This window comes from Pontibacillus sp. ALD_SL1 (genome assembly GCF_017355605.1).
The window spans coordinates 2,447,113-2,473,378 of sequence record NZ_CP062974.1; the positions used below are offsets into that span (position 1 = coordinate 2,447,113).

Genomic DNA, 26,266 nt, shown 5'->3' on the forward strand with positions numbered 1-26,266 from the left:
AGAACAAAAAATAAAAACGCTCTTCTCGAAAGGAGAAGAGACGCTTAAGATAATCATATAAAAATTGTAATAAAGACTGCAACCTATACTGCCATATGCTCTAAACGTAACTTATCAGCCACCATAGCAATGAACTCACTATTCGTTGGCTTTGCTTTCGTCATGGAAACCGTGTAGCCAAATAAGGAGGAAATGGAATCAATGTTACCACGGCTCCACGCAACTTCAATGGCGTGGCGAATAGCGCGTTCTACACGAGATGCTGTCGTATTGTACTTTTTTGCAATATCCGGATAGAGTACTTTCGTAATGGATCCAAGCAATTCGATATCGTTATACACCATGGAAATGGCTTCACGTAGATACATATATCCTTTAATATGGGCAGGTACACCAATCTCATGAATAATATTGGTGATACTAGCGTCAAGATTTAACTTCTTCTCTGGCTTTCTTTCTCGCGCAGAGCGACCAGAACTTTCGAAATTCGGTGCAAGACCATATACTTGACGAATGTGATCACGAAGGTTATCTAAATCAAATGGTTTCAAGATAAAGTAAGAAGCACCTAAGTCAACGGCTTTTTTGGTTGTTTCTTCTTGACCAAATGCTGTCAGCATAATTACATTAGGAAGTTTCTGCTTACCTAATTCTTTCATCCGGCGAAGAACAGCTAAACCATCAATGTGAGGCATAATAATATCTAAAATGAGAACATCCGGATCCATATCCTCTAGCATCTCTAAACATTCTTGGCCATTATAAGCTGTACCAATGACCTCAATATCAGACTGTTCATCAAAATAGTCTTCCAGCATATTCAAGAGTTCTCTGTTGTCATCCGCTAAGCAAACTTTAATTTTTTCCACGAAATTTCCTCCTTAATTTCTATTGCTCCCGCTTTTCCCACAGTAAAATTTCGACACTTGCTGGAAATATCCTCTTTTTCTAACGAGAAATATAATCTTTTTTTCGATTTTCTTTAATTTCCTTTAATATACTACCCTATTCGATATAATTCCACATTCTTAGCAGAGATGGTTTCCATTTGTCGAATTATCTTTATACTTTATTATAACACCATCCCTTAAAATGGCAATGCTGACTGATATATGAAATAAGTATACAAATTTTACTTAATAGATAATAGCTGTCCTTTTTATGAAATAGTTGCAAGCATTTTGTTTGTAATTTCACCAAAAAAAAAGACAGGATATAGTCGTTCCCTGTCTTTAACTCGCGTTTTGTTTTGGTTTGGATTTATAAATGTCGATTCCGGCTTCGTGGAGCATCCATTCAATATGCACCCCGTAACCTGATGTCGGATCGTTCACAAATACGTGGGTTACAGCTCCAACTACTTTTCCATCTTGAATAATAGGGCTGCCACTCATTCCTTGTACAATACCGCCCGTAACCTTAAGCAACTTAGGGTCCGTGATTTTAACAATCATCCCTTTCGTTGCAGGAAACTTTTGAGGTACAGTACTTACAATTTCAACATCAAATTCTTCAACTTTTTCTCCTTCTAAAACGGTTAAGATCTTAGCTGGACCTTCTTTTACTTGATGTGATAAAGCTATTGGCATCGGTTTGTCACGCAAACCATTATCCACTTGCTTGTCTAATTCACCAAATATCCCAAAAGGACTATTTCTTGTTATAGACCCAATACGGTTTTCTTTAGCAGAAAATCGTGCATGCTTTTCTCCTGGTACTCCATTGCTTCCTTTATCTATTGAGGTAACATTGGAGCGTACAATAGTTCCTTCATGAATTTCAATTGGCTTTCTTGTATCCATATCCGAAATCACATGACCCAATGCGCCATACTTTTTCGAATCTGGATGGTAAAACGTCATCGTCCCTATTCCTGCAGCTGAATCCCTTATATACAAACCTATACGGTATTTAGAATCTTTTTGATCATATTTAGGTGTCAAATTGGTTTCGAATGTCTCATCGTTTCGTTTCATCGTAAGCTTTAACGCTTCTTTTTCTTCTCCGGCTTTTTTAACAAATGGAGCAACATCGCTCATTTGCTTAATATCTTTACCATTTATTTTAAGTAAGATGTCTCCTACTTTTACATTGGCATCTTCTCCGGGAGAAACTTTACCTGATGACGTCTCCACTAAATGATGACCTACAATTAAAACTCCAAGTGTGTGTAATTTCACACCAATTGACTGACCACCAGGAATCACTTTAAAATCATCCAGAACATTCACATTTACTTTTTTAATCGGTAGTCCTGAAACTTCATAAAGGACAGAACTCTCACCAACTTCATTTCCAATTAGCGCGTTACCATCTTGACTGACAACAGTATCGCCTGCTTTAATCTTTGTTTCGGCTGATGCAAGTGTTGGAATGGTTCCTGGATGTTGATCCTTAAAGATGGTTACCTGATCGGGGATCGAAAAATACGTTTGAACAGGTTTGAAAAACGGTACGCTAACAATAGCGACAAGGAGCAGGATACCAAGTGTCTTGCGTAAAATTTCAGTTACCTTCAAATAGTTCACTCTCCTTGCTCCCAACCCATTGCTTTTCATTTTATTTCTGTACTTATAATGTGGCCTTCAAGCCACCGTTTTAAACCCTACAAACATGAGAAAAACAAGGCATTCTTTCCTGCATTTCATTACAGTTATATGTATAGAATTCGACAAATTCACTTATGTTATACGTATGAAGCTTTTGTTTATTATTCGCGAAAAAATAAAAAAGAAAAACTGCCGAATCGACAGTTTTATGCGTGTTGCTTTTTAAATTTGTCAGCAAGATCAAGCAACTCGGTAGCATGATCTTTTGTAGTTTCTGTCATTTCTGCTCCACTAATCATGCGGCTCAGTTCTTCTACTTTATTCGTTACATCTAATTCTTCAACTACAGTTGTTGTCCGGTCATTTTCAACCTCTTTGCGTATATACAAGTGCGTGTCCGCCATCGCTGCAACTTGAGGCAAATGAGAAATACATAACACTTGTGATGCCGCTGAAATGCCATGTATCTTCTCAGCAATCGACTGGGCTACACGACCGCTCACTCCAGTATCAACCTCATCAAAAATCACACTAGTAACACCCTGGTGCTTCGAAAATATACGCTTTAGAGCAAGCATAATACGAGATAACTCCCCGCCACTTGCTACTTTGTGAATGTCTTTTAATGGTTCTCCCGGATTGGTCGTTATCATAAATTTGACAAGATCATAGCCATTTTGACCAATTTTAACTGACCTGCCATCTACGACGGGGTCTTGGCCTGAACCTTCAGAGCTCTGGAAATCTACTCCAAAAGCAGCTTTTTCTAAGTATAGATCTTTCAACTCATCATGAATGGCTTTCGTTAACTCGATAGCCGCTTCTTTACGTACTTCATGAAGTTGTTTTGCTTCTAGAGCGACGTCTTCAGCCTTTTCTTGAATAGATTGTTCCAATTTTGAAACGTGTGTATCTTTATTTTTAATTTGATCAATTTCTTCTTCTACTGAAGCAGCGTACTCTAAAATGTCATTTACACTTTGTCCATACTTTTTCTTAAGGCGGTTAATTTCGTTTAACCTCGATTCAATTGAATCAAGTTCTTCTTCACTAAATTCCAAACCATCAAGCTGATTTCGTACTCCATGTGCTAATTCTTCCACCATGTAATAATGATTCGCTAATTCTTCAGCCTTCTTCGCGATTTCATCATCATAATCTCGGGCGTTCTCAAGAGAAGACAAAGCAAGAGACAACCAATCCATTGCTTTTTGTTCTCCATATAGAGCATTGTATCCATCATGAAGTCCTTTATATATCTTTTCATGGTTCATTAATTTATTACGCTGTTCTTCTAGTTCTTCGTCTTCTCCCGGCTTTAAATTAGCCTGGTCTAGTTCATTATATTGAAATTCTAACAGGTCAAGACGCTGCGCCATTTCTTGTTCGTTCTCACTTAGTTCCTTATACCGTTTCTTTAAAGCGTCGAATTCCTTATATAAGTCTAAATAGTCGGATTTTGCTTGACCTATTTGGTCACGATCGAATAAATCCAATAATTCTATATGACGATCCACATCCATCAGGGATTGCGTCTCGTGCTGTGTATGTATATCAATTAGGGTTTGGCCAAATTCACGCAAAATAGCCAGCGTCACAAGCTTCCCGTTCACACGACAGATGCTTTTCCCGTTGGCACTTATGGTTCGATTTAATACGAGCATTCCATCGTCTGCTATATCTACACCAAACATTTCTGCCTTCCGGAAAGCTTGATGGCGATCATGGTCAATATAGAACAGACCTTCAATCTCCGCCTTCTTCGTTCCATAACGAACAAATTCCGCAGATCCACGCCCACCAGTAAGCAACTGAATAGCATCAATAATGATGGACTTCCCTGCGCCTGTCTCTCCAGTCAGAACGGTTAAACCTTCTCTAAATTGAACGGAAACTTCATCAATTATAGCAAAATCTTTAATGGATAATTCAGCTAACACAAGCTAGCACCTCAACTTTTCCAAAATGATTAAAGCATATCAAGAAAACGATCTCGAATCTGTTTAGATTCTTCTTCCGAGCGGCAGATAATTAGACATGTATCATCTCCACAAATTGTTCCTAAAATTTCATCCCAATCCAAGTTGTCCACAAGCGCTCCTACCGCATTCGCATTCCCTGGCAGGGTCTTCATCACTATAAAGTGACCTGCAGTATCAATACGTACAAACGCATCAATCATCAGTCTCTTTAATTTCTCCAACGGATTAAAGCGCTGATCAGCAGGCAAACTATATTTATAACGCCCATCAACCATAGGCACTTTTACTAAGTGTAGTTCTTTGATATCTCTTGATACGGTTGCTTGGGTCACGTTATATCCCAGGCTCTTTAAACGATCAACGAGATCATCCTGTGTTTCAATATCATTCTCAGCAATTAGTTCCCTGATCTTTATATGTCGTTGGCCCTTATTCATTCTATCTCCCTCTCTTCTTTCCCTGTTTCAGGAAGGATCAATCTTGAGTTCATAAACGTTATTAACGCACCGTTAAATCCTTTAAAAAATGGGACCACAAAACGTAGCCCCATTCGTTTAATCTATTCACAAATTAATGGGCATCGTGGGCTTCACGTACAATCTGCTCTATATCAACATTCGGTTGAATCATACCCTCATTATTACCCTTCCATCGTAAATGAGCTAAAAACTCAATATTACCATCCCCTCCTGTAATCGGAGAATAGGTAACTTCTTCTACAATGTAACCTGTTTCAGCTGAAAACTGTAACATGTCTGAGAGTACCATTTTATGAACCTTCGGATCACGTACGATGCCCTTTTTACCAACTTGCTCCCTACCTGCCTCGAACTGAGGCTTTATGAGAGCAACTACATCTCCATCACTCTCAATTAAAGTCCCAAGAACAGGTAAAATTAATTTAAGCGAGATAAAAGATACATCAATGGAGGCAAAGTTTGGAATCCCCTTTGTTAAATCCTCCTGTGTAACGTAGCGAAAGTTTGTACGCTCCATTACCGTAACCCGCTCATCGTTGCGTAAAGACCAGGCCAACTGATTATACCCTACATCAATGGCATAACTTTGTGTAGCTCCATTCTGTAAAGCACAATCCGTAAAGCCACCTGTAGATGAACCAATATCAATAAGGATTTTATCTTTTACAGTAAGGTTAAAGCATTGCAAAGCCTTTTCTAGCTTAAGCCCTCCCCTACTAACATAAGGAATGGCTTTTCCTTTTACCTGAATCGATATGGACTCATCCACTTTCACTCCAGGTTTATCCAACTTAATCGTTTCAGAAAACACTAAACCTGCCATAATTGTTCGTTTTGCTTTCTCTCTTGTTTCGACTAAACCTCTTTCTACAAGAAGTGTATCAAGTCTAACTTTTTTGCTCATTGCTTCAAGCCCTTTGCTGTTGTTCTGGTAGTATTTTTTTAATCTTAGATACAATATTTTCAGATGTAAGTCCGATTTCTTTATAGAGCTCTTTCACACTACCGTGCTCAATAAATCGATCTGGAACACCCATACGATGAATCACCTGATTATAATATTGTTCTTCCTCTGCAAACTCTAAAACACCACTACCAAAGCCACCTTTTAAAACAGCTTCTTCAATAGTTAGAAGTGGCATCGATTGCTTCATTAAATCATGTAACATAGCTTCATCCATTGGTTTAATAAACCGGGCGTTTACAACTTTTACAGAAACACCTTGTTTCTTTAGTTCTTCACTTGCTTTTAAAGCCATTGGGATTGTTGTTCCAAACGTAAGGATCGCTGCATCTGTACCTTCTTGCAGAACTTCCCACGAGCCAATCGGAAGTGTTTTGAGCTGCTGGTCCATTTCCACCCCAAGTCCATTACCTCTAGGGTAGCGGAGAGCAATAGGCCCATCGTTATATTCAAAGGCTGTGTTAACCATATGTTGTCCTTCATTCTCATCTTTCGGCATCATAATCGTCATATTTGGAAGATGACGTAAGAAGGCAATATCAAATACGCCCTGATGTGTCTCGCCATCTGCTCCGACCAATCCTGCACGATCTATACCAAATGTTACGTTTAAATTCTGACGACATACATCATGTACTAATTGGTCGTAACCACGCTGCATGAATGTGGAGTATATGGCAAGAAATGGCTTCATTCCTTGCGTCGCCAAACCAGCTGATACAGTAGTAGCGTGTTGTTCTGCAATTCCAACATCGAATAAACGATCAGGAAACTCTTCTCCAAATTTCTCTAATTTGGAACCAAGAATCATGGCAGGGGTAATGGCTGCTATACGGCTATCCGTACGCGCTTTTTTGCGAAGAGCTTCACTAATAACTTCACTCCATGCTGGAGGGGCATCTGTAGGTTTGATCTTCTCCCCTGATTCGATCTTATATGGTCCAACCCCATGCCACTTATCCTTCTGATCATTCTCAGCAGGGTGATACCCTTTCCCTTTCTGAGTCATAACGTGCACAATTACGGGGCCTTCTGTCTTCTTAGCATACTGTAAATTCTCCATAAGATCCTCAAAGCTATGGCCATCAACTGGTCCATAATAAGTAAATCCAAGTTCTTCAAAGAACATTCCAGGGAGCATAAAGTATTTCATGCTATCTTTCAAGCGTTCTGCTGCATTAGCAAGCTTGCCGCCAACTGCCGGTATGCGCTTCAATACCCATTCCATTTCGTCCTTCACCCAGTGATATTTACGAGCACTTCTCATGCGACCAAGTACATTGTGAAGCGCACCCACGTTCTGAGCAATTGACATTTCATTATCATTTAGGATGACCGTTACATTTTTCTTCTCATCACCGATATGATTTAAAGCTTCAAGTGCCATTCCACCAGTAAGTGCACCATCTCCTATAATAGGGAGGATAGAATGATCTTCTCCCTTTAAATCACGAGCAATAGCCATCCCCATTGCTGCTGAAAGAGAAGTAGAGCTATGCCCTGTTTCCCAAACATCATGCTCACTTTCACAGCGTTTTGGAAAACCGCATAACCCTTGATATTGACGTAATGTATCAAATTGGTCTGTACGACCTGTTAGGATTTTATGAATATAGGACTGATGACCAACGTCAAATAGAATTTTATCTTTAGGGCTGTCATACAGTTTATGCAAGGCAAGGGTTAGCTCTACCACACCTAAATTTGCACCTAAATGGCCACCGGTAACAGATAGTTTTTCAATTAGAAAATTGCGGACTGAAGCCGCTAATTTTTCGAGATCTTCATTAGAATATTCTTTTAAGAAGGATGGGTCCTTGATAGTATTAAGATCCATTCGGGATCACTCGCCTTCATCATGATTTTCTAGAGGATTTTTTACCTCTTGGTAAAATGGTAATATTTAATTTTCTTTCCACAAGTGAAATGACCCGCGCCGCAAAGAAAATAATATCGGTTGAAGCATGGATCGCAAAGTACTTACCAAGCGCCTTGCCTCCAACTGTCACTGCTGCCACAATGCTTGTAAAAATCACTGAGATGATCAAATTGGTAGTTGAGTCTTCTGAATGACCAAGAATAAACGTTAGACGCAAAACAACCATCGTTGCAGCTGTACCACTTATAACGCCAGCAATATCTCCGATTACATCATTACAAAAACTGGCGAAACGATCAGCGTTTCGAACAATAATAATCGCCTCTTTGGAACCGTTTACTTTTTCAGCTGCCATTGCGTGAAAAGGGACTTCGTCTGCAGCTGTTGCCGCTATGCCTAGCATATCAAAGAATACTCCAATTGATACAATAACGAAAACGATAATGATCCCTAACAGATAGTAAACGTCATCTAATATATAATTAGAGATAACTGTAAAAATAGCCGCTAACACAAAAGTGATAACGGCGATCCCCAAGCTAAATTTTAAAGAATTTTTTAGTTGTGTCTTCATGGATTAACCTCTATATTTTAAGTTCATTCATTGAATATGTATGAAAGTCAGGATGGTCACCTAAAAGATAAAAACTGCGGCTTAGGTCCAGTAGGTTTTCCCAAGCGAGTACCATGTGTTGCCACATCGGCGGTTCCCCTTTAAACCCGCCTTAGCACCGTCACCGGTTACTAGACTGGATTGCCACTTAGTCCGCACTATAATCCCTTTTAGGTGTCATGGAACAGTCTAGGAGATTTCCTCGGCAGCCTTTAGCCGTTCCTTAGCCTCTTTTGCAGCGCTGATTTCATATGGTCGGGTAAGCGATCGAATAGTGGCCATCTATCTCTCGCTCAAAAGCCATAATCCCCTCAGAGCCACTCAAGGCAGGCTACGCTGTGGACCGTTCTTCCCAAAACAATCTCACAGGTTCATACCCCATTTCATAGCAGACGTTTGAGAACAGCCTCCTACAAATATGGGCCTCCGCGGAAGCAGGGTCAACGCCCACATGCCATTGTGGATCGCCCCGCAACCTTAACTCCCAGCATCGACCCAAGGCTGGGCGCCTCAAGCCAACACAAGGAACTTCATCGATGTGCCCTTTGGCGGATTTTTAGGCCCGCCTTCAGGAACGGAGGGCCGACTAGAATACTGCACCATCCTGTTTGTAATACTAATATATCACAATCTCTAAAATCCCTCAATCCACATGCGCTGACAATTAATTCTTTCTAGCACTGATGAAATCAATTAGATCTTCCAAGAGTGTGCTTTCGACGCCTGCTTCCTTCAGGGCCTTCCTTGCTCTTTCAGCATATTGATTCTTATGCTTTATGGCACCTTCTAAGCCTAATAATTGTGGATATGTACTCTTATTGTTTGACACATCACTTCCAACGGGCTTCCCAATTTCACCTTCTTCTCCAACCACATCTAAAATATCGTCTTGGACTTGGAAAAGTAAACCGATATATTTTGCATATGTTTCGATATGATGTAACTGAGACGAATCAGCACCACCAATAAACGCACCAGCTACAGCTGAGAAACGAATTAATTCACCCGTTTTATGACGATGAATGGCTTCAAGGCCTTCAAGGCTCAGCGTCTGGCCCTCCGCCTCCATATCAAGCATTTGACCTGCGACCATCCCTTCAGCTCCACTTGCTTTAGACAGTTCTCGTGTTAGAAACACTTTCTCCCGATCAGATAGGTGGTCATTGGATGTCACAACATGAAAAGCAGCTGTGAGTAAACCATCGCCCGCTAATATAGCTGTTGCTTCATCAAATTGAACATGGTTTGTAGGCTTACCTCTTCTCACATCGTCATCGTCCATCGCTGGTAAATCGTCATGGATAAGAGAATACGTATGAATCATTTCTACCGCACAAGCAGGAGCAATAGCTCGATTTTCCTCCCCACCAAAAGCTTCATTTGCAGCTAATAATAATACGGGGCGGATCCGCTTCCCTCCTGCTTCAATGGAGTACATAATGGACTTTCTCAACGTTTCAGGGATTTGCATAGAGTAGATCTGTTGTTCCATTTGCTGGTTCAACATCGAACGTTTATCTTCTAAGAAGGATCCTAACGTTTGATTCACCTTATTCTTCCTCCTCAACTGAGAAAGACTCAAATTCACCCTGATCATTCATAATTTGTTGCATCTGCTTTTCAACATTATTAAGTTTATCATTACAAACCTTAGAGAGCTTCATACCATCCTGATAGTAAGTTATGGCTTTCTCTAGAGGGACATCTCCCTCTTCTAGTTTCTCCACGATTTGCTCAAGCTGCTTCATAGCTTCTTCAAAACTCATATCTTCTTGGCGCACTTGGTCTTTTTCACTCATATTCTTCCTCCTTTTCCATACCCCAAACTTGGCAATCTAAAACGCCATCTTGCACTTTAACTTGTATAGGGTCTCCTGGCTGGACGTCTGAAATTGTCTTCACAACACTACCCTCTTGATCAAAGGGAATAGCATAGCCTCTTTTCATGATTTCTAGCGGATTTAGCAAGGATAATTTGTTTAACACTTGTGTGTAACTGTTAACTTTCGATCTTTTCTCTTGTTCCATGGCTCGATTCATACGCTTTGTTAGTTGTACAAAGGTTTGTTTAGATCCGTCTAAAGAGCGCTCTGGGTGTTGCTGCCGCAAACGGTTCATCACCACTTCAAAATCTTGCTTCCTTCGTTCCTGGGTTAAGGATGATGACTTCTTCAACCGCTCAGAGAGACGATCTAAATCTTGTTCCTTTTGTCTCATGAGTTGTTCTGGATAACGGAATGCATAAGACTTCTGTAACCGATTTAGACGTTCAATCCCTTGACGATGTTGTACATGCAAGGCTCTGGTTAGCCTGTTCTGCATTGAATGAATTCGCTCTAATACCTCAGTCTGAGAAGGAACCGCTATCTCCGCTGCTCCAGTGGGTGTAGGAGCTCGGTAATCGGCTACAAAGTCACTGATTGTATAATCCGTTTCATGTCCGACTGCTGAAATTATAGGTACAGTTGATTCGGCAATAGCTCTTGCTACTATTTCCTCATTAAAAGCCCACAATTCTTCGATCGAACCTCCACCTCGCCCTGCAATAATGACATCAAAACTACCGAGTTCATTTACTTTTCTAATTGCCTGGGAAATAGACGAAGCTGCGTTTTTACCCTGAACAAGTACAGGAAATACCGCTACATTTACAAGAGGATAACGTCTTTTGATAGTGGTTAAGATATCACGAACTGCAGCACCTGTCGGGGAAGTAATGACTGCTATGGACTCAGGATAGGGCGGGAGAGCTAGCTTTTTGGAATCTTCGAAAAGACCTTCTGTAGACAACTTCTTCTTTAACTCTTCGTAAGCAAGATAAAGAGCTCCTAAACCATCAGGCTCCATGTGTTGAATATAAAGCTGGTACTGCCCATGGGGTTCATATACACCAATCTCCCCTTTGATCAAGACATTCATCCCATCTTCAGGCTTAAACTTCAAGCGCCGATTGTTGCCAGCAAACATCACTGCATTTACCCGAGATTTGTTATCCTTGATGGTTAAATACATGTGTCCACGGCTGTGGTGCTTAAAGTTAGAAATCTCCCCCTTTAACCAGATATCGGTTAAATGGGGGTCCGTTTCAAACTTACGCTTAATGTATTTAGTTAAGGCGGACACCGTCAAATAATTATCTTGCACGGTTAAGAACTCCTTTGAGGAATCTGATTAAGCTGTTTTGCTGCTTGTATCGTATTGTGAAGCAACATTGTAATCGTCATAGGTCCTACACCACGGGGCACAGGGGTAATATAAGAAGCTTTCTCAAGCGCTGATTCGAAATCAACGTCGCCTGTTAGGCTGCCATCTTCGATACGGTTTACACCTACATCAATGACCACAGCGCCATCTTTAATGTCATCTCCTGATATAAAGCCAGGCTTACCAACAGCCACAATAAGGATATCTGCCTTCTGAGTAAAATCTTTGAGGTTTTTCGTACGAGAATGACAATATGTAACGGTGGCATTTTCATTAAGGAGCATCTGCCCAATAGGTTTACCCACAATACGGCTGCGACCAAGTACCACTACATGCTTTCCTTCTAGGCTGATTTCTTTCTCTTTGAACATCGTTAAAATACCAAGCGGCGTACAAGGTAAAAAAGTTTCTTTGCCTGCCATCATGCGACCAATGCTTACAGGATGAAATCCATCAACGTCTTTACTTGGAGAAATAGCTTCAATGACCTCATCTTCATTAATGTGATCTGGTAAAGGTAGCTGCACAAGAATTCCATGAACTTTAGAATCGTGATTAAGACGATCCACTAAATCTAACAATTCTTGTTGTGAAACCTCTTCAGGAAGCTCAATTAGACTTGACTCAAGGCCAACTTTCTTAGAAGCTTTGTCCTTACCTCTTACGTAGGATAAAGATGCGGGATCGTTTCCAACAATGACGACAGCTAGCCCAGGAACTACTCCTAGTTCACGGAGATCGGCTACCTCCTTCGTCATTCGCTCTCGAATATCCTCTGCTAATTCTCGTCCATAAATAATTTCTGCTGACATGGAATCCACCCTCTCACATTTAGTCAATCATTTTCTTTAATACACCGTTCACAAAACTACCTGACTTGTCATCGCCAAATGTTTTAGCTAGCTCAATTGCTTCATTAATAGAAACTTTTTCAGGAATATCCTCTTGATATTTCATTTCATAAACGGCAATACGCATAATCGTTTTCTCAACAGATGCAATGCGATTAAATGACCACTTTTCAAGATGGCCTGAGATGTGCTCATCGATCACAGCCTGGTTTTCTTTCACACCAAAAACAAGTTGATCCAGGAAAGCGTCATGAACCTGTCCATCTTCTTCCTCTAAAATGTTTTCAATCGCTTCGTTTGCATCCATTTCATTTATGTCCATTTGAAAAAGCGCCTGAAATGCCTTTTCTCTTGCTGTATGACGATTCATCATTCATTCTCCTTTATGTTTCTTTCCGTTAAGAATGATAACACGTAATAATCATAAATGCTATAAATAATAGAACGGCAGCGATTAAAAGCCCTATCATATTCTTTTCGGCGTCCGGGGGATTTTATAGGAACAGCATACCCAAAACTACAGAGGGGTATCCGTGGGTATTACAGGGGGTGCGGGGAGTGATAAAGGAGTGATCTTTTGTGTCCGGAGGTTTGTAGGTTCATTTTGCTGAGGAAGTACTTAGATACTGCCTGATCATTATGTTGGATGAGTTCTCTGAACGCAGCGTTATTAATTGTCATATACCCGAGTAGAAAATAGTCTGATATGGTTCTTAAATGAGCATCTGAGGAGAAAAAGTAACAACTAGAGCACCGCCACCTTCTCCTCATCCACTTCATCGGAGAACTCAAGCATCTTGGACATTCTACTCCTTTCCTAAGATCATCATAATGAATTCCATACTTATTTAAAACATCAATAGGACCTAAAGGAGTATGAGCGTTTAATATAATCTTGTTTATAATTGAGGGTAACTTATGTTCAGAAATATATTCTGCTTCTAATTTTATGATCTTTTGTTGGAGGTTTTCCACGTGAGTTATCGTGTGTTGGTGAGGGTTTATTTCAGAAGCTTTTAGTACACAAGAGGGATGGGTCATCACGACAAAGCATTTGATAGGTATAAAGATATTATGTGAAGCAAACCAATTAGCCAATTGCCTCCGCTGCCTCCCAACCTGAGCTAGAGGGTTAGGCAAACGCTCTTCCCGCCCTTGTAATTTTCTTATGAGTTGATCAAATGTTGAATCAAACTCTATTATCCCTGATATATTCTTCACTTCTAATATTATCGCCAGTTGGTCTGTCAAAATTAATGTATCGATTTGAAAGGCTTTCTTCCCCTCAATCAGCCTTACATCATGGAAAATTTGATATTGATTTTGAGGTAGGAAGCTTAGTGGGTAATCTAACTCCTGCTCCCCCCATAATCCAGCTTTTCTCATTTTCAAGCTTTTGATTATGGTTGGCCGTTTGGGGTGATCCTTAGGCAGTCTCCTTTCTAACACCTCTTCTTGTTTAATTATTAAAGGAGTGCTTCTTTTCTTAACGATCATTTCTCACTCTCCCTTACATAAATTTCAAATTACAAGTTCCTTGACTACATAATTCGACTGCATCACCTAATTTCCTTTTAATGATTGTTTTCCCTCTAAAACTTTTTACGTTATTCATGTGAAGCGATGCTAAAAGTAGAACTTTGCTTCCAGGTTTGGTAAATACATTGGCTTTTTAAGAACTTCAGCTTCTCTTTAGTTACTTCTCCCCCTTATTTGGTAACTTCTCTGGCTTTTTTGGTAACTGCTCCTCACCCTTTCGTAACTTCGCCCCCCAGTTTGGTAAATCCACTGCCTTTTTAAGAACTTCAACATCTCTTTAGTAACTTCTACCCCTTCTTTGATAACTACCCCCCTCATTCTAGTTCTTGACCTCAAACAAAAAACCACAAAGAAGACTCTGTCTCCTTTGTGGTTCATGGAATCCCGTTTATACGCCTGGGATCTCTTCTTCTTCTTCTTGTTCCTCTTCTTCTTTCGTTGGTTCCATTTGGATGCCAACGATGTGAACGTTAATTTCTTTAATTTCAAGGGCTGTCATATTTTTAAGCGCCTGGCGTGTGCTGTCTTGAATCTTTTGGGCGGTTTGAGGAATGGAGATTCCAAAGTCCATCACAACATAAATATCAATTACGATACCTTCGTCAGATAATTCAACTTTAATCCCTTTCCCATGGTTTTTCTTTCCGCCAAGGCGTTCAGCTACACCACTTGCGAAGTTCCCTCGCATGGATGCAACGCCTTCAACTTCTGATGCTGCGATACCGGCAATGACTTCAATAACCTCTGGAGCAATTTCCACTTTACCTAAGCTGGAGTCATCTCCAACATTTAATAAATGATTTTCACTCATTTTGGTCACTCCTTTGTGTTATTCCTCTTCCATTATAGTATAAGTTTCAAGGAATTTCGTATTAAAATCTCCTCCGCGGAAGACTTCGTGTTCCATCATGCGACGATGGAATGGAATCGTTGTATGAACACCTTCGATCACAAACTCATCAAGAGCACGCTTCATACGATCCATCGCTTCTTCGCGTGTGTTACCGTAAGTGATCAACTTCGCAATCATTGAATCATAATAAGGAGGAATCATCCAACCTGGATACGCTGCGGAGTCAACACGGACACCGAAACCACCTGGAGGAAGATACATCTCAATACGACCTGGTGATGGCATGAAGTTTTTGAACGGATTCTCCGCATTAATACGACATTCAATGGAATGACCCTCGAATTCAATTTGGTCTTGAGAGAATTGGAGCGATTCATTGTTCCCTACACGAATCATTTCCTTAATCAAGTCAACTCCTGTAACCATTTCAGTAACAGGGTGCTCTACCTGAATACGAGTGTTCATTTCCATAAAGTAAAAGCTGTTGTTCTTCTGGTCGAAGATAAATTCTACAGTACCCGCCCCAGAATAATTCACGGCTAAAGCTGCTTTAATCGCTGCTTCTCCCATCTCAGCACGAAGGTCTGGCCCTAGTGCCGGGGAAGGTGTTTCTTCTATTAATTTTTGTAAGCGACGTTGAACAGAACAATCGCGCTCACCAAGGTGAATGGCGTTTCCATGATTATCGGCCATAATCTGAATTTCCACGTGACGGAAATCTTCAATAAATTTCTCTAAATAGACACCTGGATTCCCAAAGGCTTTTTCCGCTTCGTTTTGTGTAACGCGGATTCCTTTTTTCAGATCTTCTTCATTTCGAGCGACACGGATTCCTTTTCCGCCACCACCAGCTGTTGCTTTGATGATAACTGGATATCCGATTTCTTCAGCAACCTGAAGCCCGTGTTCTTCATCACGAATCAAGCCCTCAGAGCCAGGAACAACTGGCACTCCTGCTTCTTTCATCGTTTCACGAGCAACGTCTTTTGTACCCATTTTACGAATTGCTTGAGCGCTTGGGCCGATGAATGTAATATTGCATTCATCACAGATCTCAGCGAAATCAGGGTTTTCGGATAAAAATCCATAACCCGGGTGAATCGCATCTGACTCTGTTAAAGTCGCTACGCTCATAATATTTGTGAAGTTCAAGTAACTTTCACTACTCAATGTTGGTCCAATACAATACGCTTCATCTGCTAATTGAACGTGTAGAGATTCTTTGTCCGCTTCAGAATAGACGGCCACTGTTTCAATGTCCATCTCTTTACAAGCTCGAATAATCCGAACGGCGATCTCTCCACGGTTCGCGATTAAGATTTTATTGATCACAGTTCCATCCCCTTATTCGGATTTAACTCGGAATAATGGTTGGCCATATTCAACAAGCTGACCATTTTCTACGAGTACTTCTACAATTTTACCATTTACTTCAGCTTCAATCTCGTTAAAGAGCTTCATTGCTTCTACAATACATACAACAGAGTCCTTTGTTACAACGTCTCCATTTTTAACGAAAGCCTCAGCGTCTGGTGAAGATGCTTCATAGAACGTTCCTACCATTGGAGAAACGATCTCATGATCATAATCCACTTTTGTTTCTTCTTGAGGTTCAGGTTTTGGTTCCTCCGCTGCTGGAGTTTGCTGTGGCTCTGGCGCAGGCTGAGCTGGCTGCTGTGTCACAGCTGGTTGAGCCGGAGCTGCTGGGCGCTCGATTACCTCTCCTGTATTCTTCTTCATTGATACGGTTGTTCCATTGCTTTCATATGTAAACTCATTGATGGATGATTCATCAATTAATTTAATGAGTTCACGGATTTCTTGTACTTTTAACATATTTTGCGCACCCCTTCTATAATTGAAATGCATATTATTAACTGGTACTAATAACACCTCTTAACATTTTACGACAAAGAGTAGTAAAACTTCAACCTGTCAGAAAGCGCTTACTACCTCTTTTCTCTATTAGAAAGGTGTTTTCCTCTTCTTTAAATAAAAAATTAAAAGATAAAAAAATCAGCTTTCGCACGCATAGGAGTGCGAAAGCTGATTGCTTACTTCTCGTTAGGGATGTATTCGACCACTACTGGTACTGGTCCAAATTCATCATATACAATTTGGTGAATTTGACTGACATCTTGTTTAGACATTTCATCTGCTTTGACCTTTACTAATACTTTTTCATCTTCTGCTCGAACAAAAACATCTGGATAGTTCGCCTTTGCTTCGATTGATTGTTGAGCAACCGATTCTTTCGTGCTTAGCTCACGAATCTTATCAATTTCGTTTTTAGCATCGTTCACTTCTTCAGCGGATACTTCACTAGAAGCCATGATGTTTTCTAGTTCTTCAATTTTCTTTGAACGGCTATCCATAATATCTAATTGCATGGAAGAGAAATATTGATCAGAAGAAAGGCTTGATGTAGCAGTTCCTTCTTCTTCTGATACCACTTCACCTTCTTGAGCTGTTACATCGCCCTCACTTGGTGTTCCGGCTGTTTGTTGATCGGCACTTTCTTCTTCACCCATGTAAGCGAGTTCACCTTCTGGTGGCGAGGTCATATAATACACACTTAACACAATCATCAAACTCAACATCGTTAGTAACCATACCGTTTGCTTTTTTAACATCATTCTTTCATTCCTCCTTATTTTTTCGGCATTACCGAAATGCGATGTGTAGGAACATCTAATGTTCGTGAAACTGTTTCAACAATCCACTCTTTCACTTTCATGTGATCAGCGCCCTTCGCTACAACCCCGACTCCCCTAACTGAAGGTTTATCGGTCCTGATTAGTAAAGGTGCTTCTTGATCCCCTTGTCTTGTAACCACAATTTGTTCATCTTCAGTAAAATCTTCAATCTTTCGTTCCCCACCACTCTTATCAGTTTCTGTGGTGTGTTGCTTGCTAACGGTTGTATTCTTTTCATACACTTTTGCTTCAGTTGAATCTAAGTTCACCATGACTTCTACTTCGGAAACGCCTTGAATTTTCTCGAGGAGCTCTTTTAGCTCCTTCTCGTAATAGGTCTCGACATCTGACATCAACATTTCTGTCTCGTCCTTTTTTTGCCCAAACGTTTCTTGTTCGTTAGGTTGAACACTCTCTGTTTGGACAGGAGGTGAAACCCCTTCACTACCAGCTTCATCACTTGTGAAGAAGTCTCCAACTAACAGAATGAGTAACCCTAGCAAACCAACCAGAACGACATAAGCTAGTTTAGTAGGCTTTTCTCCATCTGCCGTCTTAAGCTTAAGCAATGAAAAGATGTTGTTTAACGGATTTTTCTTCATTGAACCCCTCCTTCCCACTGTAAGATAAGCTGATCTTCAGGAATGTCCCATGCCGATGATAAATAAGATTTGACTGCATTTAGTGATTTTTTATCTTCCTGATTCTCTGGCTGCTGATTAAGGTCAATGACAATCTCTTCAACCTCATCAGGATCTGCTTCCTGATCACTACTTTCTTTCATAGTAACCGTAAGCGACTTCAACCCCTCTAGATTCACTTCTGCATCTTTTTTAAATTGGAAGGAAAAGTTTTGAATCTCTACGTTATGGTCATTCATCAGCTCCTCCTTCACTTCGTTTTCTAGCTGGACAGCCATCTGTTCTAAAATATATGCACGTTGTGAGGCTTGTATTTCTTTTTTCTTCTCTTCAATTGAATTTTTCATAGATTCGACCTCTGCCTGGTCATTCCACCGGTTCATTTCTTGTGTAAAAAACTTGTCCATATCGACATCGAAAAGCTTAAAGACAGGTTGCAAAAATACAAGGATAAGAAGTAACCCTACAACAAGCTTGATGTATTTTCGAAAGGAAGATGCAGGGAGTAAAAGGTCGGTTACAAGTGCCAGAAGTAAAAAGAGGATAATTTGAGTAACCCATTCGGTAATAAAAGACACCGATCCACCTCCTATCGAACCATCATCGTTAAGTTACTTGCGGCCACCAATATGACAATTGCTAGGAAGAACATAAACGTTACGACGAGAAGAGCTGCAAAGACAAAAAGGATATGTTTACTGATTGTTTCCATGGAAGCTATGACAGGACCCCCACCGATCGGTTGTAGTATTGCAGCAGCCAACTTATAAATAAGCGCAACAGCTAAAACTTTTACAGCTGGAAATAACGCAAGTGCCAAGATAATGAGTACACCTACAATCCCAACCGTATTTTTGAGTAAGAGTGAAGCGCTTAATACTGTGTCGGTTGCATCTGTAAACATACGTCCTACAACTGGTACGAAATTCCCTGTAACGAATTTCGCGGTTTTCATCGCAACCCCGTCCTGGATAGCCGATGTTGCACCCTGGACGGAAATGACACCTAAGAAGATTGTTAGAAACGCTCCAAGTAAACCTAAGCTTGTATTTCGTAAGAGTTGAGCGAGTTGGGTAACTTTGTATTGATCATTGATGGTACTTACAATCATTAATAATGCTGATAAAAATAATAGAGGTAATACAACATTTGAAACGAGTAACCCACTGGTATGAATAAGAAAAACAATAACGGGATGAAAAAAGGATACGGATAGTAAGTTACCGAATGTCGCCATTAAGCCAAGCATTAAAGGTAAGAGTGCAATCATAAAACTACTCATCATTTCAACAGCATCTTTCGCATAGGAAACCGCTAAATGAAAACTATTCAGCGCTAACACAATGAGCACAAGATAAACGACTGCATAGGCCACTTTACTGACTGTTTGATTTTCAAAGGCGTTCTGCAAAGACTGAAGAATCATGCAAAAGAGGGTCAAAAAGATTAGTGTCCCTAAGAGCTTTCCATTGATGAGAAATTCATAGAATAGATATTTTAAAAGGCCTAATGTCCAATCTTTAACGGAAAGTGAATCGCGATTTTCCATAAATTCGACGAAGCTCCCTTTCCGAATACCAGGCAAATAACCGCCATATTCATCTACCACCTGATTCCAATACGATTGAATCTCTGTAAACGTAATTGGATCAATCGTTGGGCTTGTCTCTTCAGCTGGAGAGGTCTGAGCTTGTACGGGCTCTGACAGAAACAAGACAACACTAAAAGCGAGTACCACGACAACAATCATTTGTTGAATGAGCTTCATTAGATGTACAAGCCACCTCCTTAAAAAAATCAAGCTGGAAGAAAGCCTAAAATCGTTTCAATAACAGCGGTCAAAATGGGTATAGCTAACACTAAAATAAAAACTTTTCCTGCCAATTCAATTTTAGAAGCAACTGACCCAAGTCCGGCATCTCGTGTAATTTGAGCTCCGAATTCCGCAACGTAAGCAATCCCAATAATTTTTAAAATCGTCTCTACATACATGCCGTTCACGTTTGCCTTTTGAGCAATGTATTCAAGCAATGTAAATACTTCTGCAATCTCACGAATTAGAATGAGAAATATAATAATCCCTGTAAATAAAATGAGAAAGAATGCAATAGATGATTTCTGCTCTTTTACAATGATCGTTAGCACACTTGCTACAAGGGCAAAGGAAACGATCTTTATAATTTCCATGTCTTCACCTGCCTTATCCTTGGAATAAAAAGACAGATTTGATTTGTTGGAACAATTCTTGCAGGCCATCCATAACGATAAATAACACGATGATAAACCCTACTAAAGTTGCCCAGTGGGCAATGTCCTCTTTTCCCATTTGTTTTAAAACGGTGTGGATCATCGCCACCACGATTCCTACCCCGGCAATCTGGAATAATATATAGGCCTCTCCGATCATGTCTTTAACTCCCTTCACCTTTACATGAAAAGCAATATAATTAATAAACCTGTCAAAAAGCCCAGGCTTTTTACCATTTTGCTATATTTGTACTGTTGCTCTTCCGCCTCTTTTAATTCTCGTTCTAAGTGTGAGATGGCAAGGCGGATATGTTTCTGCTGACCTGTGAAATCATGCTGCCCTAGAGTTTGACCAAACTGCTTCATGATTTCCTTCTCTCCCTCACCAAGGGCGCTCAAGGGCCAGAACGACTGTATTCGTTGTTCCCATACGTCATAGAGAGAAGCACTGCTCTCTTTAAGTTGCTCGCTAAACTCATAGAAAAACCACGCCATTGGCTCAGGGATCTGCCGCGCCACTTTCTCGCATGCTTCTATAACAGGAGAGTGTCCATAAAGGATCTCAGCCTCTAATACTTGTAACGCATTCTTTAGTTGACGAATTTGCTTAGGCCTTTCCGTGAGCCTTCTTGCAAATTCAAACCCTCCCCACGTTGTAGCGCACAGCAGGATAAGTGCTCCGATCCACTTCATATGACACACCCCTCTTTTTTAATGAGAGTAGCTGACCATTTTGATCGAGAAGTGTCCTTACAAACCCAGGTTGCCGCTTCTTTTCAAGGACTACAAATCTCTCAAAAACTTCTTGCTCAAATAACGGAGTAAGGGATGGCCTCTTTTGCACAGAATCAAACCGATCCCCGTGGACCGTGGAGATGACAGTAACGCCTGCATATAATGCTTCTAGAAGCGCCTTTACATCTGCCTCACTCCCAATCTCATCTACAATTAGAATCTCTGGGGACATAGAACGGATCATCATCATCATGCCTTCTGCTTTTGGACAGGCATCCATGACGTCTGTTCGCAGCCCCAAATGATGCTGGGGCACTCCGTGAATACTCCCTGCAATCTCAGAACGCTCATCAATAATTCCAACCTTCTTAGAAGGTATCGAACCTGTTCCCTGACTCATAATACGAGCCATATCTCTCAGGAGCGTCGTTTTGCCTGTTTGAGGGGGACCGATTAAAAGAGTATTCGTGTACTCACCATCATAGAGATCTTCTACCAGTGATTGAGCTACCCCAATTTTTTCTTTAGCGATTCGAATATTAAACGAAGCAATATGGCGAATGGCCTTGACAATCCCTTTTTCGGTATTGACTTTCCCCGCTAAACCTACCCGATGGCCCCCAGGGATCGTAATATAACCCTCACGAAGCTCGTCCTCTAATCGATAAATCGAATATTCTCCAAGTTGATTTAATAAGTAGTTCCCATCTTGCTCACTCGGAATAATAGCCGGCACCAATGTGCTTGTATCATCATAGATGAGCTCTAATGGCTTGGTAATTCGAAACCGAATTTCCTGAAGGCGCCCCCAGTCTTCTTGTGGTATTTGCTGCAGCTCTGATTGAATATAGGACGGGAAAAGTCGCAAAATCTCTTTCATAGATCTCCCTCACAATCTTTGCACTTGTTTACTGTAAATTTATGCGTGTCCACCTGATTTATGACCAGAGATAGAAAAATGAGAGAGAGCTCTATCAACTCTGTTTTATGACTTTAAAATAGTAGAAACGTCCTTTCTCTACCTATCAAGCAGGCTTAGTTATCCAATATAAAAACGCCTAAGGCATGGAACCTTAGGCGTTTGATCAAATTTATGCTTTTTTTCATATACGCTACCTTATACGGGGACTCGAAGCTTAGTATATGTGTCCGTTCTTCTCAAGATAGCAAAGCCAAAAAAAAGCTCTCTGACTGTGTCAGAGAGCTTCAGAGAAATTCCTAGTTATTTGAACGGGAAACATATTTACCATCATCTGTGCTGATTGTAAGAACGTCACCTTCATTAATGAAGAATGGAACTTGTACACTTAGCCCTGTTTCAAGCGTTGCTGGCTTCGTACCACCGCTTGCTGTGTCACCTTTGATACCAGGTTCTGTTTCTGTAACCTGAAGGTCAACGTTTTTCGGTAATTCAACACCGATTGTTTCTCCTTGATAGAAACGAACTTGAATTGCCATGTTTTCTTTCAAGTAGTTCAACTCGTTTTCGATTTGTTTCGTTTGGAGTTCAACTTGGTCGTATGTGTCTGTGTCCATAAATGTATGAACGTTATCCGCAGAGTAAAGGTATTGCATTTTACGGTTTTCGATGTGTGCTTTTTGGACTTTTTCTCCTGCGCGGAACGTTTTCTCTTGGATTGCTCCAGTACGTAAGTTACGAAGTTTAGAGCGCACGAATGCTGCTCCCTTACCTGGTTTTACGTGTTGGAAGTCTATCACTTGCCAGATCCCATTATCTACTTCAACTGTAAGACCTGTCTTAAAATCGTTAACTGAAATCATAATTATATTTCCTCCCTAAATAAGCTTAAAGCGTAATTAACTCTTTTGTAGAATGAGATAAACGCTCATTACCTGTTTCGGTTACAACTGTATCATCTTCAATTCTACAGCCACCCACATTCGGAACATAGATGCCAGGCTCTACTGTTACAACCATTCCTGGCTCAAGCTTTTGCTTGTCGTTTCGGAATGATAAACCAGGGCCTTCATGAACATCTAGTCCAATTCCGTGACCGGTAGAATGGCCGAAGTATTGTCCATACCCTTGTTCTTTAATATAGTCACGAGTTAAATCGTCGGCTTCTTTACCAGTAATGCCGGCTTTTATTCCATCCATTCCACGCAGCTGTGCTTGTAAAACTGTATCATAGATCTTCTTAAGCTCATCACTAATCTCACCAACAGCAACTGTTCGTGTAATATCAGAACAATACCCTTTATATAAAGCACCAAAATCTAACGTGACTAATTCGCCGGATTGAATCTCTTTCTCAGAAGCCACACCGTGTGGTAAAGCAGATCGATAACCTGAGGCTACAATAATATCGAATGAAGAAGAAGTTGCACCTTGTTTGCGCATGAAGAATTCTAATTCATTGGATACATCGATTTCTTTAACTCCTGGCTTTATGTAGGACAGGATATGCTCAAATGCTGCATCTGCTATCTTAGTTGCTTCCTTTAATATCTTAATCTCATCATCATTCTTAATCAAGCGTAATTTTTCTACGATACTCGAGGTCGGAACAAATTCCGCTTCTACAACAGATTGATATTGTTCAAACAAACTATAAGTCATGTGCTGTTTTTCGAAACCAAGCTTACTCACACCAAGTTCTTTCGCTTGCTTCGCTACTTCTTCATGAATGGGCGCCTTATGCTCCACAATCGCGAACCCAGTCGTTTCATCAGCTGCTTGCTCTGTATATCGAAAGTCCGTAATAAACATCGCTTCATTTGGTGTTACGAGTACCACACCAGATGTTCCTGTAAATCCAGTCACGTAACGACGATTTCGATCACTCGTAATGAGCAAGCCGTCTAACCCTTGTTGTTCTATGCTACTTCTTAAGCGTTTTAGTGTATCCATGTGTAATCCTCCCCCTAAAATTGTTCTATAAATGTTTGCGCTGCTAGCTTGTAACCGAATGAACCAAGACCTACAATCTGACCATAGCATACAGGGGCAAGCAGAGATGTGTGACGAAATTCCTCCCGTTTATGAACATTTGATATATGTACTTCAATTACAGGGAGGTCAACTCCTGCAATAGCATCTCTAAGTGCTATGCTTGTGTGCGTATAAGCTCCAGGGTTAAAGATAATCCCTACATCTTGACCGATGAACTTATGAATCCTGTCAATCAGTTCCCCTTCATGATTGGACTGGAAAGCTTCAAACTCCCATCCATTTGCCTCTACCATATCTTCAATGGATGTTTCGATGTCTTGAAGGGTGCCTATCCCATACACTCCTGGCTCCCTACTTCCTAAAAGGTTTAAATTGGGTCCATTTAATAATAGAATCTTTTTCATCATGTGATCTCCCTTCCTAATTAATTAAGGGAAATATTCCGACTCTTTTTAGGATAACATAGACGCTGCAACAATTGGGAGCGATTTAGCTAGGTTGGTTGTTCTGCTGATAATCATAAGAAATGGAATACCCAATAAACGTTCCATATAAAATAAATAAGCATAAGCTAGTTACAATCGTATCACTATCTAACTCCCCTAACTGCGGCACTGCTGAAAATATAGGCTGGAATAAGAAAAATACAATAAACCAAAGCACTACACCAAATACCATTGATGGCCAGAGTCCTTTAGTGTTTTTTAGTAGGCCAAAATAAAGAATAGCGATTAAAAGTGATACGAGACCTACAGCTAATATGGCGATTAGTTCCCCTAGCCACTTGCTGCTCCATTCATTTTGTACAAAAGAGCGAATGACAAAGCTTCCTGCTGAAACCGAAGAGAAATTAAAAAGGTATGCAACTGTACCGACAAAACTCCATAATACTCCACCTACGAAACCTGTAACTAAAGCCTTGCTGATCACAGACATTGGCTGTTCTTTTTGATTTTGCTCTAATTCAGGATTTTGCGTTTCTTCCTTATTTTGTTGTTCTTGATCTTTATGTTCTTGTTCAGACATCTCCATCACCTCACAGCTTAGCATGGCCAAAATTGAATATTTCCATGCTTTTATTTAAGAAGACTAGAGGTGAGCGCTATTTTCTAGTAAAATGAAGGAAATAGATCATCAAGAGGATGGTGTGGCAATGAGCGAAAAAACTAAACCAGCTTACGGAGGTCAAGCCGTTATGGAAGGCGTTATGTTTGCTGGCCAAACGAGTTATGTCACGGCTATTCGTCGAAAAGACGAATCAATTGAATATTTTGAGCTAGAACGGAAAGAATCTAAAATAGAGAAGCGTTTAAAGAAAATCCCATTTATCCGAGGCCTTGTCGCGTTAGTTCAAGCAAGTGCTAATGGAACGAAACACTTAAACTTCTCTAGTGAGCGTTACGATGTACATCCAAAAGACGATGAGACCATTAAGAAGGAAGAAGACTCTTCTAAACTGGCAATGGCACTTGGAGTCGGAGCTGTAGGCGTCTTATCATTCTTATTTGGAAAATTGATTTTCACCTTAACTCCTGCGCTAGTAGCTGAGTTATTCCGTTTCGCTATCCCTGGCAAAACCGGACAGGTTCTATTAGAAGGGTTAATCAAATTTATCTTTCTACTCGCATATATTTATCTTATCTCCCTCACTCCTATGATTAAGCGAGTGTTTGAATATCATGGAGCTGAGCATAAGGTGATTAATGCTTACGAAAACGGGAAAGAGTTAACTATCGAAAACGTACAGAATCAATCCCGTCTTCACTATCGATGTGGATCTAGTTTCATATTGTTCACGGTATTTGTAGGGATTCTGTTTTATCTACTACCATTCGTAGCCACAGAGCCAATGTGGTGGCGCATGGTAAATCGTATTCTTTTATTACCATTTGTCATCGGTGTCTCATTTGAAGTATTACAGCTAACAAACAAAGTGCGAAACGTTCCTGGACTTAAAGTTCTTGGATACCCTGGTTTATGGTTACAGCTGTTAACAACAAAAGAACCTAAAGATGATCAAGTGGACGTTGCGATTCATTCTTTTAAAAAAGTTCTAGAGAATGATAAGAACGCTTCTAAAAATGGTATTCAAGGTAGTAAGGTCATCTCATAATTAAGGA

The 26,266-nt window shown here is 40.4% G+C and carries 29 protein-coding genes; 1 reads left to right on the top strand and 28 read right to left on the bottom strand.

Annotated elements, in window-relative coordinates:
- Nucleotides 1-83: 83 nt before the first annotated feature.
- The 28 genes from spo0A to IMZ31_RS12565 form a co-directional block, all read right to left on the bottom strand.
- Nucleotides 84-869: a sporulation transcription factor Spo0A gene (spo0A, locus tag IMZ31_RS12430; protein WP_207527672.1), complete on the bottom strand. Its 786-nt coding sequence runs from the start codon at nucleotides 867-869 to the stop codon at nucleotides 84-86.
- 363 nt (nucleotides 870-1,232) lie between these two features.
- A complete protein-coding gene (gene spoIVB, locus IMZ31_RS12435) occupies nucleotides 1,233-2,558 on the bottom strand; it encodes a SpoIVB peptidase (RefSeq protein ID WP_371825450.1) in 1,326 nt (441 codons plus the stop codon).
- Between the two features lie 197 nt (nucleotides 2,559-2,755).
- Nucleotides 2,756-4,489, bottom strand: coding sequence for a DNA repair protein RecN (recN, locus tag IMZ31_RS12440; protein WP_207527674.1), 1,734 nt, complete (start codon nucleotides 4,487-4,489; stop codon nucleotides 2,756-2,758).
- A 29-nt stretch (nucleotides 4,490-4,518) separates the two neighbouring features.
- Nucleotides 4,519-4,968 carry a transcriptional regulator AhrC/ArgR gene (gene ahrC, locus IMZ31_RS12445; RefSeq protein WP_036782039.1) on the bottom strand — a complete coding sequence of 150 codons (450 nt, stop codon included), beginning with the start codon at nucleotides 4,966-4,968 and terminating at the stop codon, nucleotides 4,519-4,521.
- Between the two features lie 133 nt (nucleotides 4,969-5,101).
- Nucleotides 5,102-5,914, bottom strand: a complete 813-nt coding sequence (locus IMZ31_RS12450; RefSeq protein WP_207527675.1) for a TlyA family RNA methyltransferase — start codon at nucleotides 5,912-5,914, stop codon at nucleotides 5,102-5,104.
- A gap of 4 nt (nucleotides 5,915-5,918) precedes the next feature.
- A complete protein-coding gene (gene dxs / locus IMZ31_RS12455) occupies nucleotides 5,919-7,811 on the bottom strand; it encodes a 1-deoxy-D-xylulose-5-phosphate synthase (protein ID WP_207527676.1) in 1,893 nt (630 codons plus the stop codon).
- A 19-nt stretch (nucleotides 7,812-7,830) separates the two neighbouring features.
- A complete protein-coding gene (locus IMZ31_RS12460) occupies nucleotides 7,831-8,427 on the bottom strand; it encodes a hypothetical protein (protein WP_207527677.1) in 597 nt (198 codons plus the stop codon).
- Between the two features lie 703 nt (nucleotides 8,428-9,130).
- Nucleotides 9,131-10,015 carry a polyprenyl synthetase family protein gene (locus IMZ31_RS12465; protein WP_242705555.1) on the bottom strand — a complete coding sequence of 295 codons (885 nt, stop codon included), beginning with the start codon at nucleotides 10,013-10,015 and terminating at the stop codon, nucleotides 9,131-9,133.
- A 1-nt stretch (nucleotide 10,016) separates the two neighbouring features.
- Nucleotides 10,017-10,265: an exodeoxyribonuclease VII small subunit gene (locus tag IMZ31_RS12470; RefSeq protein WP_207527679.1), complete on the bottom strand. Its 249-nt coding sequence runs from the start codon at nucleotides 10,263-10,265 to the stop codon at nucleotides 10,017-10,019.
- Nucleotides 10,258-11,610, bottom strand: a complete 1,353-nt coding sequence (xseA, locus tag IMZ31_RS12475; protein ID WP_207527680.1) for an exodeoxyribonuclease VII large subunit — start codon at nucleotides 11,608-11,610, stop codon at nucleotides 10,258-10,260. Before xseA ends, IMZ31_RS12470 begins: the two co-directional genes overlap by 8 nt.
- Before the next feature lie 2 nt (nucleotides 11,611-11,612).
- Nucleotides 11,613-12,482, bottom strand: a complete 870-nt coding sequence (gene folD / locus IMZ31_RS12480; protein WP_207527681.1) for a bifunctional methylenetetrahydrofolate dehydrogenase/methenyltetrahydrofolate cyclohydrolase FolD — start codon at nucleotides 12,480-12,482, stop codon at nucleotides 11,613-11,615.
- Between the two features lie 19 nt (nucleotides 12,483-12,501).
- A complete protein-coding gene (nusB, locus tag IMZ31_RS12485) occupies nucleotides 12,502-12,891 on the bottom strand; it encodes a transcription antitermination factor NusB (protein WP_207527682.1) in 390 nt (129 codons plus the stop codon).
- A gap of 170 nt (nucleotides 12,892-13,061) precedes the next feature.
- Nucleotides 13,062-14,018 (bottom strand): nuclease-related domain-containing protein, encoded by a 957-nt coding sequence (locus IMZ31_RS12490; RefSeq protein WP_207527683.1) that lies wholly within the window; start codon nucleotides 14,016-14,018, stop codon nucleotides 13,062-13,064.
- Nucleotides 14,019-14,448: 430 nt separating this feature from the next.
- Nucleotides 14,449-14,871, bottom strand: coding sequence for an Asp23/Gls24 family envelope stress response protein (locus tag IMZ31_RS12495; protein WP_207527684.1), 423 nt, complete (start codon nucleotides 14,869-14,871; stop codon nucleotides 14,449-14,451).
- An 18-nt stretch (nucleotides 14,872-14,889) separates the two neighbouring features.
- Nucleotides 14,890-16,245, bottom strand: a complete 1,356-nt coding sequence (gene accC / locus IMZ31_RS12500) for an acetyl-CoA carboxylase biotin carboxylase subunit (RefSeq protein ID WP_207527685.1) — start codon at nucleotides 16,243-16,245, stop codon at nucleotides 14,890-14,892.
- A 12-nt stretch (nucleotides 16,246-16,257) separates the two neighbouring features.
- Entirely contained in the window at nucleotides 16,258-16,749 is a 492-nt protein-coding gene (accB, locus tag IMZ31_RS12505; RefSeq protein WP_207527686.1) for an acetyl-CoA carboxylase biotin carboxyl carrier protein, read from the bottom strand.
- A 218-nt stretch (nucleotides 16,750-16,967) separates the two neighbouring features.
- Entirely contained in the window at nucleotides 16,968-17,549 is a 582-nt protein-coding gene (locus IMZ31_RS12510; protein WP_242705556.1) for a SpoIIIAH-like family protein, read from the bottom strand.
- Between the two features lie 14 nt (nucleotides 17,550-17,563).
- Nucleotides 17,564-18,211 carry a stage III sporulation protein AG gene (spoIIIAG, locus tag IMZ31_RS12515; protein WP_207527687.1) on the bottom strand — a complete coding sequence of 216 codons (648 nt, stop codon included), beginning with the start codon at nucleotides 18,209-18,211 and terminating at the stop codon, nucleotides 17,564-17,566.
- Nucleotides 18,208-18,828 carry a stage III sporulation protein AF gene (gene spoIIIAF / locus IMZ31_RS12520; protein ID WP_207527688.1) on the bottom strand — a complete coding sequence of 207 codons (621 nt, stop codon included), beginning with the start codon at nucleotides 18,826-18,828 and terminating at the stop codon, nucleotides 18,208-18,210. The genes spoIIIAG and spoIIIAF overlap by 4 nt, the downstream gene beginning before the upstream one ends.
- Nucleotides 18,829-18,839: 11 nt before the next feature.
- Nucleotides 18,840-20,018 (bottom strand): stage III sporulation protein AE, encoded by a 1,179-nt coding sequence (gene spoIIIAE, locus IMZ31_RS12525; RefSeq protein WP_207527689.1) that lies wholly within the window; start codon nucleotides 20,016-20,018, stop codon nucleotides 18,840-18,842.
- 29 nt (nucleotides 20,019-20,047) lie between these two features.
- Nucleotides 20,048-20,437 carry a stage III sporulation protein AD gene (gene spoIIIAD / locus IMZ31_RS12530; protein WP_207527690.1) on the bottom strand — a complete coding sequence of 130 codons (390 nt, stop codon included), beginning with the start codon at nucleotides 20,435-20,437 and terminating at the stop codon, nucleotides 20,048-20,050.
- Nucleotides 20,438-20,450: 13 nt separating this feature from the next.
- Nucleotides 20,451-20,657, bottom strand: a complete 207-nt coding sequence (spoIIIAC, locus tag IMZ31_RS12535) for a stage III sporulation protein AC (protein ID WP_036782069.1) — start codon at nucleotides 20,655-20,657, stop codon at nucleotides 20,451-20,453.
- A 20-nt stretch (nucleotides 20,658-20,677) separates the two neighbouring features.
- Complete coding sequence (gene spoIIIAB / locus IMZ31_RS12540; protein WP_036782071.1) at nucleotides 20,678-21,190, bottom strand: stage III sporulation protein SpoIIIAB; 513 nt, start codon at nucleotides 21,188-21,190, stop codon at nucleotides 20,678-20,680.
- Nucleotides 21,135-22,112, bottom strand: coding sequence for a stage III sporulation protein AA (gene spoIIIAA / locus IMZ31_RS12545; protein WP_207527691.1), 978 nt, complete (start codon nucleotides 22,110-22,112; stop codon nucleotides 21,135-21,137). The genes spoIIIAB and spoIIIAA overlap by 56 nt, the downstream gene beginning before the upstream one ends.
- A 338-nt stretch (nucleotides 22,113-22,450) precedes the next feature.
- Nucleotides 22,451-23,014, bottom strand: coding sequence for an elongation factor P (gene efp / locus IMZ31_RS12550; protein WP_207527692.1), 564 nt, complete (start codon nucleotides 23,012-23,014; stop codon nucleotides 22,451-22,453).
- A 25-nt stretch (nucleotides 23,015-23,039) separates the two neighbouring features.
- Complete coding sequence (locus tag IMZ31_RS12555; RefSeq protein ID WP_207527693.1) at nucleotides 23,040-24,104, bottom strand: M24 family metallopeptidase; 1,065 nt, start codon at nucleotides 24,102-24,104, stop codon at nucleotides 23,040-23,042.
- Nucleotides 24,105-24,118: 14 nt separating this feature from the next.
- Entirely contained in the window at nucleotides 24,119-24,550 is a 432-nt protein-coding gene (gene aroQ / locus IMZ31_RS12560) for a type II 3-dehydroquinate dehydratase (RefSeq protein ID WP_207527694.1), read from the bottom strand.
- Nucleotides 24,551-24,635: 85 nt separating this feature from the next.
- Nucleotides 24,636-25,172 carry a YqhR family membrane protein gene (locus IMZ31_RS12565; RefSeq protein WP_207527695.1) on the bottom strand — a complete coding sequence of 179 codons (537 nt, stop codon included), beginning with the start codon at nucleotides 25,170-25,172 and terminating at the stop codon, nucleotides 24,636-24,638.
- Nucleotides 25,173-25,299: 127 nt separating this feature from the next.
- On the opposite strand from IMZ31_RS12565, the gene IMZ31_RS12570 reads away from it, so the two are divergent.
- The gene (locus IMZ31_RS12570; protein WP_207527696.1) at nucleotides 25,300-26,259 is read left to right on the top strand and encodes a DUF1385 domain-containing protein; all 960 of its coding nucleotides are present in this window, start codon (nucleotides 25,300-25,302) and stop codon (nucleotides 26,257-26,259) included.
- Nucleotides 26,260-26,266: the final 7 nt, after the last annotated feature.